Source organism: Arthrobacter sp. PTI12, from assembly GCF_056679915.1.
On sequence record NZ_CM155256.1, the window covers coordinates 2611405 to 2624254 of the forward strand.

At 61.9% G+C, this 12850-nt stretch carries 9 protein-coding genes and 1 pseudogene; 4 read left to right on the forward strand and 6 right to left on the reverse strand.

Annotated elements, in window-relative coordinates; genetic code table 11:
* Positions 1 to 8 precede the first annotated feature (8 nt).
* The 3 genes and pseudogenes from AC1MBU_RS12515 to AC1MBU_RS12525 all read right to left on the reverse strand — a co-directional run bounded on the left by AC1MBU_RS12515 (position 9) and on the right by AC1MBU_RS12525 (position 3015).
* Positions 9 to 938: pseudogene (locus AC1MBU_RS12515) on the reverse strand (type II secretion system F family protein).
* The gene (locus AC1MBU_RS12520) at positions 938 to 1795 is read right to left on the reverse strand and encodes a type II secretion system F family protein (protein ID WP_479787335.1); all 858 of its coding nucleotides are present in this window, start codon (positions 1793 to 1795) and stop codon (positions 938 to 940) included. Before AC1MBU_RS12520 ends, AC1MBU_RS12515 begins: the two are co-directional and overlap by 1 nt.
* Entirely contained in the window at positions 1792 to 3015 is a 1224-nt protein-coding gene (locus AC1MBU_RS12525; protein ID WP_479787336.1) for a TadA family conjugal transfer-associated ATPase, read from the reverse strand. Before AC1MBU_RS12525 ends, AC1MBU_RS12520 begins: the two co-directional genes overlap by 4 nt.
* 262 nt (positions 3016 to 3277) lie before the next feature.
* Between AC1MBU_RS12525 and AC1MBU_RS12530 the strand changes: the two genes are divergently transcribed.
* From AC1MBU_RS12530 to pseI, 4 genes are all read left to right on the forward strand, one after another.
* Positions 3278 to 5848: a GH25 family lysozyme gene (locus tag AC1MBU_RS12530; protein WP_479787337.1), complete on the forward strand. Its 2571-nt coding sequence runs from the start codon at positions 3278 to 3280 to the stop codon at positions 5846 to 5848.
* 121 nt (positions 5849 to 5969) lie between these two features.
* Positions 5970 to 6998: a hypothetical protein gene (locus AC1MBU_RS12535; RefSeq protein WP_479787338.1), complete on the forward strand. Its 1029-nt coding sequence runs from the start codon at positions 5970 to 5972 to the stop codon at positions 6996 to 6998.
* Positions 6995 to 8404, forward strand: coding sequence for a lipopolysaccharide biosynthesis protein (locus tag AC1MBU_RS12540; RefSeq protein WP_479787339.1), 1410 nt, complete (start codon positions 6995 to 6997; stop codon positions 8402 to 8404). Before AC1MBU_RS12535 ends, AC1MBU_RS12540 begins: the two co-directional genes overlap by 4 nt.
* Positions 8405 to 8440: 36 nt before the next feature.
* Positions 8441 to 9496, forward strand: a complete 1056-nt coding sequence (gene pseI / locus AC1MBU_RS12545) for a pseudaminic acid synthase (RefSeq protein WP_479787341.1) — start codon at positions 8441 to 8443, stop codon at positions 9494 to 9496.
* Here the strand turns inward: pseI and AC1MBU_RS12550 are convergent.
* Genes AC1MBU_RS12550 through AC1MBU_RS12560 form a run of 3 tightly spaced genes read right to left on the reverse strand, consistent with a single transcriptional unit; the run spans position 9493 to position 12819 of the window.
* Entirely contained in the window at positions 9493 to 11001 is a 1509-nt protein-coding gene (locus AC1MBU_RS12550; RefSeq protein WP_479787342.1) for a GNAT family N-acetyltransferase, read from the reverse strand. The two genes, pseI and AC1MBU_RS12550, sit on opposite strands and share 4 nt — an antisense overlap.
* Before the next feature lies 1 nt (position 11002).
* Complete coding sequence (locus tag AC1MBU_RS12555; protein WP_479787343.1) at positions 11003 to 11746, reverse strand: cytidylyltransferase domain-containing protein; 744 nt, start codon at positions 11744 to 11746, stop codon at positions 11003 to 11005.
* Entirely contained in the window at positions 11743 to 12819 is a 1077-nt protein-coding gene (locus AC1MBU_RS12560; RefSeq protein ID WP_479787344.1) for a DegT/DnrJ/EryC1/StrS family aminotransferase, read from the reverse strand. Before AC1MBU_RS12560 ends, AC1MBU_RS12555 begins: the two co-directional genes overlap by 4 nt.
* Between the last annotated feature and the right edge of the window lie 31 nt (positions 12820 to 12850).

Genomic DNA, 12850 nt, shown 5'->3' on the forward strand with positions numbered 1-12850 from the left:
TGAGGTGATTAGAGTCCAAGGTTGATCAGGGCAATACCTGGGTAGACGGCAAACAGAACGGTGAGCGGCAAGACGCCAAATACGAGGGGCACCATCATGGCGATCTCCTTGCGTCCGGCAGATTCCATGAGTTCCCGCTTTGAGAGGTCCCTCACGTCCTGCGCCTGGGCGCGGAGTACATCGGCGAGCGGTGTTCCCCTCTCAACAGCTACGCTGATGCCGTCAACGAACCGTACGAGCGGCGCCAGTTGGGTGCGGTTGGAGAAGTTCTGAAGGGACTGCATCAAGGGCGTTCCGGCTCAGGTTTCGGCAAGAACGCGTGCGAATTCTTTGGTCAGCTCACCGTGGCCTGTCCTGCAGATACGTTCCAGTGCGCCGGTAGCGCTCTCGCCCGCGCTGACGGCGAGGGCCATCAACTCTGCGAGGCTTGGGAATTCTGCGAGGATGCGGCTTTCCCGCTTCCTTATCTGTGCGCCGAGCAGGTAATCGCGCAGGAGATAGCCGCCGGCGGCACTGCCGAACACGATGAGGATCGCGAGCATTACGTTGAAACTGCCGGAGGCCGCCAAAGTGAGAAGGATTGTTGTCGACGCGGCAAGCCCGATGCTCCCCCAGATGATTTGCTCGGCACGAAAGTCGAGGACGGATTGTGAGCGGCCCGCCTGCTCCAGCCTTCTCGCGAGAACGGACGACGCCGGGCTGAACCTGTTGAGCCAGGTGACGGCGTCCCGCGCCACTGGCCGGATGATTCGTTCCAGCGGTCCAAAGGGGGTAACCGTTTGGGCATGCAGAAGTCTTGAGCTCACGTCTACAGACTTCAGTTGGGGAGCGATGCGCTCAACGAACCGCGGCTGACGCATGATTGGCAGTCGAACGAATATCAGCCAGAGCCCGGATCCCAGGCATGCGCCCACGAGTGCCGCCAGTGCAAACTCCATCAGCTCAGCACCCGCTCGTCATCAGGCAAGGCGCCGATCCGCAGCATAATCCAGTAGCAGAACGCTGAGACCAGCAGTCCTCCGATGAGCACTACCGCGCCACCCGCTGTGTTGTACGCCGCGACGGCTTCAGGCCGGGTCGAGAGTAGGGCCAACACGATCCATGGTGCTGCCACGGCTAGCCGGGCAGCGTTGACGGTCCAGGATTGGCGCGCCTCAAGCTCGCTTCGGGTTCTTGCGCTGTCACGCAGGAATTCCGCGAGGGTGCCCAGCAGCCTGCCCAGATCGGTGCCGCCGACCTCGCGGGTGAGGCGCAATGCCTCAACGATGCGGTCGGCCACAGGATCGGCCAGCCGGTCCTTCAGGCGATCGAGGGATTGATCGAATTGCCCGCCGGATCGATAATCGCCCGCAAACTCGCGGAAAGCCGACCGGAGTTCCTCCGGCCCCTTTACGCCCAACTGCATCAGCGCTTCCGGCAGGGACAGGCCCGCACGGATAGCGGAACGAAGATGGTCCACGACATCCGGCCACAGCTCCCGCAGTGAAGCTGTGCGCTTCCGCGCGCACCAACGAACCAGCATGAGCGGCGACAACCCACCGAAGATCGCGAAGCAGGCCGCTATGGCCGGCGTACCCGTAAAGACGAAGACAAAGAGGAACACGAAGAGGGCGGCAATCCCGCTGGCTGCCAGCAGACCGCTCGCTGATACCCGTTCGACGCCGGCTCGCAGAAGCAGTTCCTCCACCTTGCCGGCACCACGCCGGGCCTTTGCAGGCCGCGGTGGAACCGCCCAGGTCGACCACCATATCAGGAACAGTCCGGCTCCCAGTGCCACACCGACTGCAACGGTCACGATGGGCTCAGGAGCGAGGCGACGGTGTAGCCGGCGGCCGCGAACTTCTCCTCGGCAGGCATGCTCGAAGCGGTGGCATGCAGCTCACCATCCGCTCGTTTGAACAAGGTCGAGGTCTCAATCACACCGTTCTCGACGCGGCGCCCCAGTGCAACGATCTCCGCCACCCGCCGTTGCCCGGATCGCTCGCGAACGCAATGCACCACTAAATCGATGCAGGAGGCAACCGTCGGCACCACGAAAGCGCGGGAGATGTTTGCGCCCGCCAACAGAGGCAGCGTACAAATTTTGGTCACTGCATCATGGGCACTGTTGGCATGCACGCTGCACATTCCAGGCAAGCCCGAATTCAGAGCGATGAGCATATCGAGACTTTCAGCTTCCCGAACTTCACCGACGATGAGCCGATCGGGACGCATGCGGAGTGCCTCCTTAACGAGGCGTCGAAGCGGTATCTCGCCATGGCCCTCAAGGTTGGGCTGCCGGCACTGCAACCCCACGACGTCACGCAAGGGAAACTGAAGCTCGAAGATTTCCTCGACAGTCACGACCCGCTCGCGCGAGCCGATACTTGCTCCAAGGCAATTGAGCAGTGTGGTCTTGCCGGCCTGCGTTGCGCCGGAAACGAGTATATTCAGTCCGCTGGCCACAGCGGCGTTGAGGAACTTGGCGGCCTGCGGCGTCAGTGACCCCAGTTCGACCAGATGCTCAAGGCGCGTCGCACGAGAGATGAACTTTCGGATGTTGACTGCCCAGTGGCGTCGGGTGACGTCCGGTATCACGACGTGCAGCCTGGATCCGTCCGGCAGGGACGCATCGACGAACGGCGAAGAGAGGTCCAGCCTGCGACCGGACGATTTGAGCATCTTCTCGACGACGTCGCGGACCTGCTGCTCGGTGAGAGTCAGCGAGGTGAGTTCAGATTCTCCTGCGCGCGCGACGTAAATTTCCGAGGGAGAGTTGATCCAGATTTCTTCAATGGTTGGATCGTCGAGCAGCGGCTGTAACGCGCCGTAGCCTGCCACAGCGTCGAAAACATGGCGCCTGGCCTGCTCCAGATGCCCAAGCGGAGGCAGCGGACCGACGAGCGACCGTTCGTCGTAGTCATTGACTGCCGCTTCGACAAGCCGCCGCACCTCCGGACCCTGCAAGGACGGATCAAGACCACGACGACGGATGAGTTCTCTTACCTCATCCTCAACAATGCGCACTGCATCCATAGTTTTCCCCAAGGATTCGGCATGCAGGAGGGAGGCGCACGCCGGAGACTGTCAGACTGGTAATGCACGATCAAAGGTTTGTTTCCCTGCCTCAAAGCCTAGGCCACGGCGAAACAACTTACCTAGCCCGATGAAGCGACCTGTGGACAACCATGCTTCAAGTCGTCACATCTGTCCCTCTGGTCACATAAGTAACACGCAGGTACCCTTTCCTGGGAAACGCCCGGCCCCTGCCGGGGCTTGCAATATCTGGAGATTTCCCTTGATAGCTTCCCGCGCCTCGAAAACATTCGCACTCTCCTCGCTGGTCACTCTTGGCCTCCTCGCCGGGATGACGCCAGCGGTCGGAACTGAAACGACGACGACGACGACGCCGAGTGCTCCCGCCGAAACGTCGGTTGCCGCTACCGAGCCGACGGATACCGTCGAGGAACCGGCGCCTTCGCCGTCGCCGTCGCCGGACGAAAGCGCACCCGAAGGAGGAACGTCTCCAACCGACTTGGGTCTGGGAAGCGCACGAATGGGGCAGGGACTATCGAGAATCTCCGAAACCGGCAATCCGCAAATCCCCTCCGAGAGCGAATTCGAGAGTCGGGATCTTCTCGGCGAACGGGGCGCCGCGGCAACTGCGGACGCGCTGACCATCCCCCAGTCGAGCAGTTGGCGTCCTTCGTCCGGCGTTCTCGGCGTAGACGTTTCTGACTGGCAAGGCGAAGTGGACTGGGGAGCCGCGTGGGCGAATGGAGCCCGTTTCGCCTACGTCAAAGCGACTGAAGGTAACTACTTCCTTAGCGAAACGTTCGGGCACCAATACGCGGGTTCGGCCAAACAGGGCATGCTGCGCGGCGCCTATCACTTTGCGATTCCGAGCCGAACTTCGGGTGCCGCCCAAGCGGAGTACTTTGTCGCGAGAGGCGGGGGCTGGTCGGCTGATGGACGTACTCTCGCACCCCTGCTGGATATTGAAGACAATCCATACGATTCTGAAGTCCTTCCTTCAGGTGAAGGCGACCCGTGTTACGGAATGTCGGCAAGTCAACTGGTGAACTGGGTTCGCGATTTTTCGAACCGCATGATCGCTCTCACCGGCAGAAAGCCGATGATCTACACCAACGCTGGGTGGTGGAACTTCTGCACCGGCAGTTCAACCGCCTTTTCTGACCATGCTCTGCACGTCGCACATTGGGAAACCACCCGACCGGCCCTCCCAGCCGGGTGGAGTAACTACAGCATGTGGCAGTACACCGAAAACGGGCCCGTCGTCGGGGACTGGAATCACTGGAACGGTTCCCTGACCTCGTTGAAAGCCTTCGCGCAAAATTCGACCAGCCCGGACCGGTTCACGGCGCCCATCGACCTGTCTGCCGGTGATTTCAACGGGGATGGACGTGACGACCTCATATCCAGGGAGCCGACCGGCGATCTGGTGATTCGGGTGGGGCTGCCGGGCAACCAGATCGCTGCTCCACGAAAGATTGGCGCAGGTTGGGATATCTTCAGCAGCGTCCTCGGTACCGCCGATTTCAATGGCGACCGGCGAGCAGACATTATCGCTCGGATGGGCGACGGCCGTCTGTGGCTTTACCCGGGCGACGGCACGGGTTCCTTCCTTCCACGCCGCCAAGTGGGTTCCGGTTGGGGAATCTTCGCAAACATCACCGCAGTGAATGATTTCTCTGGAGACGGCCGGAACGACATCGTCGCCGCCACTTTCAACGGCGCTTTGTGGCTATATCCCGGAAACGGGTCCGGTGGTTTCCAAGCCCGTCGCCAGATCGGCAGCGGATGGAACATCTTCAACGAACTAACCGCCGCCGGGGATTTCAGCGGCGGTTCCCGCTCTGGACTGATGGCTCGCTCAACTGGCGGCACCCTCTATCACTACCCGGCTGACGGCAGGGGAAGATTCCTCCCCCGTCACGTGGTCGGCACCGGCTGGAATGCATTCAGTCAGGTCATCGGAGGACAGAACTTCGCGGCCGGCAGTAATGACGACATCATGGTGCGTTCAGGAAGCCGTCTCCTCGTCTACCCCGGCACCGGTACAGGGTCGGTTGCGCCGCGTCTCGCCGTCGGGCATGGCTGGCAGCATTTCCAGCAGGTGTGGGAAGGCAGCGACTTCGACGGCGACGGCCCCATGGATCTCCTCGCCGTAACCAAGTCCGGAGATCTCCTTCTCTATCCCGGAAACGGTAGTGGCGGGTTTGAGCCACGTCGCCAGGTCGGCGCCGGCTGGAACCAGTTCAACTGGATCGGCAGCGTCGGAGACTTCAACGGAGACGGCACACCCGACCTTATGGCTCGGGCCCACGACGGGACGCTCTGGCTGTACGGCACCGATGGATACGGACACTTTGAGAGGCGCCGGGCGATCGGCCACGGCTGGGGGATCTTCAGCTCCATCGTCGCTCCAGGGGATTTCACAGGCGACGGCGAACCAGACCTCGCTGCTCGGAGCACCAACGGCACCCTTCACGTATATCCGGGCAATGGCACTGGGGGTTTTCGGGCATCGCGGATTATCGGTCACGGTTGGAATGCCTTCGACTTTATAACCAGCGGCGATGACTTCAGTGGCGACGGAAAGGCGGACCTCCTGGCGCGCGAAGAAGACGGCACCCTTTGGCTTTACCCCGGAAACGGCGCGGCCGGCTTCCTGCCCCGGCTGCTCATCGGCAATAGTTGGAATGGCTTTTCCAGCTTCTCGAGCGTCGGCAGCTTCTCCGGCTCGGGGACGCCTGACATCATCGCAAGAGGTTTCGACGGAACACTCTGGCTGTATAACGGCAACGGTTCAGGACGCTTCCAGTCGACCATTCTTGGCGTCGGCTAGGGCGCACTTCAGCGCCATTCCGCATGAACTATTGTGGTCAGTGTGCGGCTTTGCTACAGCAAAGCCGCACACCCATGTTGTGACCATCCAGTTGATGATCCCGTACGGAAGACGCGAACCAATGGACATCCAGAACCACTTCTACGGACACTCTGCCGTGTACGCGGCGCACTGCGGCCTCCCGCGGCCGCGTCACGTGGCGGGGCTGATCCAGCACGGATGGACGCCTGTCTCCCCGGTCTCCACCCACTTCGCGGACTTGGCGGCCTCAGCTCCAAAGGGGAACCTTCTCACCTGGACCCACTCGTCGAGGGGCTGGACCGAACCGGAGTCATGCCACGCTACGGGCTTTCCTACAACTGCCATCGGATCGCCCTTCCTGTACCTCCTCGACATGGTCAATTCAGCCGGCACCAAGCCTGCACAGACAATCGACACTGTTGTCTTCCCATTTCACGGCACTCGTCTGGTGGCGGTTGAGGGCGACCAGCACGCTTACGCGCGGGAGATTTATGAACGTGAAGGCCCCTCAACCGTCTGCATGCACATTGACGATCTTCAGCGACCCGAACTCTTGGACGCCTGGGGTAGCGCCGGCCATAGAATCACCTCGGCTGGTGATCGGCGAGACCCTGAGTTCCTCGCACGTGTCCTCTGGCTCCTGCTGTCCTCACGCAAGGTGGTCTCGAACCGCCTTGCCACTGCGCTTGTGTACGGCGCGTCGGTGGGAATCGAGGTATCGATATACGGTCCTCACTTCCAGATTGCAGGCATCAGCGAGACCTCTTCGGAGGACTACCTGAGGAAACTGTGGCCGGAGTTCTATGAAAATGTCAGCGCATCGGAACTGCGGCTCATCGCGGACAAGGAACTGGGTAGGGAGTTTATGCGGTCCCCCGTCGGTCTTCGGCAGATTCTGGGCTGGCAGACTCCGTCGCCGCGCCCGTTCTTCGACTACTGGCTCGGTGCCCCACTTGAAAAGGCCCAGGCCGTCCTAGGGATGAAAAGTCGGGCCGTGGGACCCGTCATCAACGAGGTCAAGCTCTCTCCGTTACACTTCCTGCGCCATCCCCTGGAGCATTTACCCGACCGCCTTCCGCGCTCGGCAAGCTCGCGGGCCGTCGAACCACGGATCCTGGTTGACCCTTGAGCGCAACTCCTGCCCAAGCGTCGTCCAACGGACGCCTGTCTCTGCTCTACCTCATCGGAGCGGCGGTACAGGGGTTGGCTCCGATCTTGGTTCAGCCGGTTGTCATCAGGAGCCTGGATCCGGCCCAGTGGGGGCGCGTTGGTGTCGCCACTGCCATGCTGCAGGTTGGTCTGGTGATCCTTTCCGCGGGTGTGCCACTCGCGGTAACCCGCGCATACTTCAAAACCCCCGATGGCCCGCGGCACTCCCGCGCCATCATAGCTGCAAGCGCGCTGTTCAGCATCGGTGCAGCTCTGGTTATCACTGTGAGTTGGGCGCTGGTACTCCTCACTCAGCGGGACCTCGAATCAAACCTCCCCTTCCTCATCACTATTCCGGCGGTCGGGCTGTTGAGTGTGATCGTGGCAGCCCAGGCGCATCTGCGTGCTGAAAGGAAGGCTGTGAGATTCGTGTTGCTGAGCGCAGGGTCTTCCCTCGGAGCACATACCCTCGGGCTCGCTGGCGTTCTCCTGATTCAACGCTCCGCGACCGCTTACTTGATCTCCTTCACGCTCGGGATGGCTGTCACCGCCGTCGTCGCGCTGCTGCTGGCGAAGCCGGCCATCCATCGGAGCTATGCCCGGCCTGTCTGGGATGCCGTACGCATCTCGCTCCCGCTTGTGCCGCACAGCCTTGCGATGATCCTGATCATGCAGGGTGACGGCCTGCTCCTGAAACTGCTGGAGGGAGACGTGGCGGCCGGGCGATACATTGCCGCAGCCGCCTTCGCTCTCGGTCCCTTCGCCGTCCTGGCCGGCCTCAATAACGTGTGGACGCCACGGATCATGGCGGCCTCCAACGGCCTAGGTTTCACCTCGGAACTTGGTGTTGTGACGCGGCAAGCTGCCGGAACCGCCTTCCTGCTCGGGCTTCTGGGCATTGCCGGCGCCAACGTCGGTATCTGGGTGCTGGCCGGGGACATGCCGGAGCTTGTGCAGGTAGCCAAGGTTCTGCCCCTCGTGTCCACCGGCTATGCGTTATATCTCATCGGCATGGCAGCTCTGTTCGCACTTGGACGAACGGGCGCGTTCGCCTACATCACGCTCGGTATTGCGGCGGCGGCAGCGCTGGTCGTGATCCTGCCGATCCAATCCCAGAACCTCGTAATCCTGGCCGCAGCAAAGGCAGGAGTGTTCGCGGTGCTGGGCCTCGTCTATCTCCTGTTGGCCCGTCGCGCCGGAGCTGAGGGGCTGCGGTTGCGTCCGTTCCTGATCACAACGGTGGTGCTGATCGTTCTCTCCCTTGCGGCACTCTTCATTCCAACTACGCTAGCGGCGGGGATCGCGACTCTGACGGCCCTAATACTGTTGGCAGTCGTAGTGGCCGCCATCGTCGTCGTGAGGAAGCGCCGCCGCAAGACGGTATAGTTCACAACGAAAAGATCCCAGAAGCAAGGAAGAGTTATGACGCCAATGCCGTACAGGGTCGTGGACCAAACCATAGGGCCCGACTCCAGGCCGTTCATCATCGCTGAAGTTTCAGGCAATCATAACGGGGATCTGTCCCGGGCGCTGGACATCATCGATATGGTGGCCGAAACAGGGGCTCAGGCGGTCAAGTTCCAGACGTATACAGCAGACACGATCACGATCGATTCCACCCGGCCGGAGTTCATGATCTCAGCGGATCACCCGCTCTGGGGAGGACAGAATCTCTACTCCCTGTACGAGCAGGCGCATACACCGTGGGAGTGGCACGAGGAGCTCTTCAGCCGGGCGCGGTCACATGGTCTGATTCCGTTTTCAAGCCCCTTTGATTCCACTGCGGTGGACTTGCTTGAGAGCCTGGATGTTGCTATCTACAAGGTCGCTTCGCTTGAGATCGGGGATCTGCCACTGTTGCGAACAGTCGCTCGAACCGGCAAGCCGATCATCTTGTCGAACGGCGCTGCTTCGGTCTCCGACATCGATCTTGCGGTACAGACCATTCGGGCCGAAGGCAATGACCAGATAACCGTGCTGGCATGCACTTCCTCCTACCCCGCCTCGCCCAAGGAGTCGAACCTTCGGACCATTCCCGTCATCAGGGACACCTTCGGAGTGCAGGTCGGGCTTTCTGACCACACTATGGGCATCGGTGCAGCAGTCGCTGCCGTCGCACTCGGTGCCACCGTCATCGAAAAACACGTTACCCTCAGCCGCGCCGATGGCGGGGTGGACTCGGATTTCTCCCTCGAACCACACGAACTAAAAGCGCTGGTGGACGAAACGGCAGCTGCGTGGGAATCGCTCGGATCCCCGACTTTCAGCATCACCTCCGGCGAGGCTGAAAGTCAGCGGCTTCGACGGTCGCTGTATGTTGTGAAAGACGTCAAGAAGGGCGACGTCGTTGACGCCGACAATGTGCGGTCCATCCGGCCGGCAGGCGGCCTGTCACCGGCATTCCTTGACACGGTATCGGGACGAACCTTCACAACCGACTCGGTCGCAGGGACCCCTCTCACCTGGGACCTGATCTAGCCCACATTGTCAGCTGTCTGGACCGACTTCCGCAGTTGGTACCAGCGCTGCTCATCCTTTCCACCGGAAACAGGCTTTAGTCCGCCAACGTATCCGGCGGAACGGAACAAGCGGTAGGACGCCTGATTTGTTTCGAGCATCTCCGCGATCAGCACGGAGTGCGGTACGCTCCGACGGAAATAGCGTTCACCCTCTGCAAGGATTGCCCCGGCCATCCCCTTGCCTCGCATGGTAGGACTGACGGTAATGGACACCTCCCAGAACCTGTCCGGCTCATCTCCGATCCTGTCGAAACGGACGGTCCCAACCGGCCGATTTCCCTGCTCGACCATGAGGAGCGTCCGGTCCTCCCTCATCACCGTCTGCTGGACCCAGCGAAAATGAGGGTTCCACTGAAGCTCGCCGCCCGTCCGGGAGACGCTGCGCACGCGCGGGTCGTTGCGCCAGTCGTAAAGTACTGAGGCGTCATCCAGGGTCGCTTCTCTAACTCGCGGCCGGTCAGCGGCCTGAATCATCCATGACCAGCTGTCGAGGATCCGCTCGCTACCGCGTCCGTCGACCATGGACCTACCGGCGGCGGACAACGCCGCGCGCCGTGAAGGATTTCCCAGCACTTCGGCAAGCAGTGCAGTTGCCCCATCCGCCTGTAGGCGACCGTCCTTGACCTCGCCAAGGCCGATTGCAAAGCCGCTGTCGGTCGCGAATGCGTAATTATCCCGCTGATTGTCCACGAGCTGGATGAGTGCAATTGGCACGCCCAGAGCGGCGAGCTCCCAGGTTGTGGTGCCGGCGCCGCTGATGACCAGGTCCATTGCACTGAACAGCGCAGGTACAGAAGGACCCGGCTGATGCCATATGATGCGCTGGTTTCCAGCGCACCGGTCCGCCGCCGTCGGCTTCTGCGCAGCCACGACATGGCACACACCGTCCGAACCTGAATCGACCCACAGCTGGGCCACCTCGTCGGTCAGTCCGAGCGCATCCGTCCCGCCCATCACCACCATCACCGCTGATCCGGGATGCTGCTCGCCGTCGTCGTTGGAACGCGAGTTCAGCAGCGAGCCGCGTAAGGGAATGGCCTTCGCCCCACGAAGCAGACGTCCGCTACCGTCGGCCGGGCGGTGTAGGCGTTCACTGGTTGGCGAAGGGTCGATCACCAGATCCGCAGGGCGTCGCCCATAGTGCCCGTCCTCGACGGAGCTGAGGAGGACACCCCTCATCGACAGGTCCTCCAGGAGCGCGCCCTGCCCGGCATAGGAATCGACATGGACGACGTTGGCGCGCAGCTCGGCAGCCACGTCCGCCAGTCCGCTGCTGCCATCGGGCGCGGCTATCAGCCTGAATCCCCGGGACTCCAGAAGCTCCTGCCCGACGGCATTCTCAATCTCGCCGCAGAAGAGCAGGTCCCAGCCTGCTGCGTCGGCGGCTTCAGCGACCGCCACTGACCGCGCAAGATGCCCGAGACCCTCATGCCGGGTGGAGTCGCACCGGAAAAGAACGCGCATCTCAGCCCTCGATCAGTGCTTTTTGCTCAATCTCCGCGTTCAGCGCCACAATTTCCGGATGATCATTGAGTACGCGCACAGTGTCGGACCATGCGGGCGGACCATCGGGAAGAAGCGAGGCGAGTGCATCCAGTGCGGCGGCGTCTTCGGGAGTGTCCAGCGTCACCCGGTAGTGCGAGTAGCCCGGCTGCAAGATCAGCCCGGCGCAGGAAAAACCGGCGCCTTCTTCATAGACACCGCTTGTCACATGCGCACGATGATGCGCCTCGCTGCGGCTGCCCACCCGGCTGAGTGCATTTGCCGTCACAAGCTCCACATCGAGACCCCGCGGCAGGGATCGAACGAGGGTGGTCGAGACATAGTCGAAGCCCGGAGTCCGCCTCCAAATCCCGACCACCTGAGAGATGATGTCGGGGTCCAACAGCGGACAATCAGCTGTCAGCCTTACGACTGCGTCGGCACCGGTCTCGGAGGCCGCCTGCAGGAACCGTGCCAACACGTCGCCTTCGCTGCCGCGGACCACCTGGATTCCATGCTGCCGCGCAAAGTCGGCGATCACATCATCAGATGCCTCCGTGGAGGTGGCGATTACGACGCCGTCAATCCCCCCTGCCGCCTGGGCGGCACGAACCACCCATGCAAGGACCGGCCGGGGGCCAAGGCTGCGGAGAACCTTTCCGGGCAGTCGGGTGGACCCGACGCGCGCCTGGATAACAGCCACGACTTTTGGCTGTGCCGCGGTCATTCTCCAACCACGTCCAGGACGGACTCAATCACTTCGCCGACCTGGCTGTCGGACATCGCCGGAAACAGTGGAAGCGAGACTTCCTGGCTGTAGTAAAGTTCGGCATTGGGGCACATTCCGCGCTTGTAGCCCAGATCCTCAAAGACTGGGTGCCAGTATGCAGGGATGTAGTTGACCTGCACTCCGATGCCGCGCTCACGCAGCTGCTCGAAGATGGAGCGTCGCCGGTCGGCCGGCACCCGCAGTGGGTACAGGTGCCATGCCGGAGAGGCCCCGTCAATGACGCCCGGCACAGTTAGTTGCTCATTGCCGTCGAAGGCTGCGTTGTACTGATCATGGATCTGCTGGCGGCGGGCCTTGAATTTCGCAAGCTTGCTGATCTGGCTGACTCCCAATGCGCACAGGACGTCGGGCAGACGATAGTTGATTCCGAACTCGTGGACCTCCTGGTGCCAGGGTCCTTCGTCCGGGTACCGAAGCGCGTCCTTACTGCGTACCAGCCCCTGTCCTTTGAAGTTGCGGGCTTTCGCCGCCAGATCCGCGTCCGGGGAAACAACCGCCCCGCCCTCAGCGGTGGTCATGTTCTTCGTGGGGAAGAACGAGAAAGTGGTTATGTCGGCAAGCTGTCCTACGGGAACACCGTCGAGAGCTGAACCCACCGAATGCGCAGCGTCTTCAATGAAGAACGCCTCGTTCGCATGGGCAAGACTCCTGAACGCCGACGCGTGCACGGGAAGCCCTGCGTAGTCGACGGCGGTGATAGCGCGTGTGTGACTGGATACGGCTGCCGCAGCCGCATCCAGGGATAGGTTTCCGGTGGACGATTCGACATCCGCGAAAACGATCTTCGCTCCGGCTACCGCCGCAGTAGCAGCGGTAGCCACAAACGTCAGCGGTGTTGTGACAACCTCGTCGCCCGGCCGGATCCCGGCAGCAACGTATGCGCAGTGCAATGCCGCCGTGCCGGAGGTGACTGCCACTGCATGCGAGCCGCCTGCAACCTGCGAGATCGCGGCCTCGAACTCGTCAACCTTTGGTCCCGTGGTGAGCCAGTCACTCTTGAGAGCAGCCACGACCGCTTCAATGTCCTCGGCGTCGATAGAC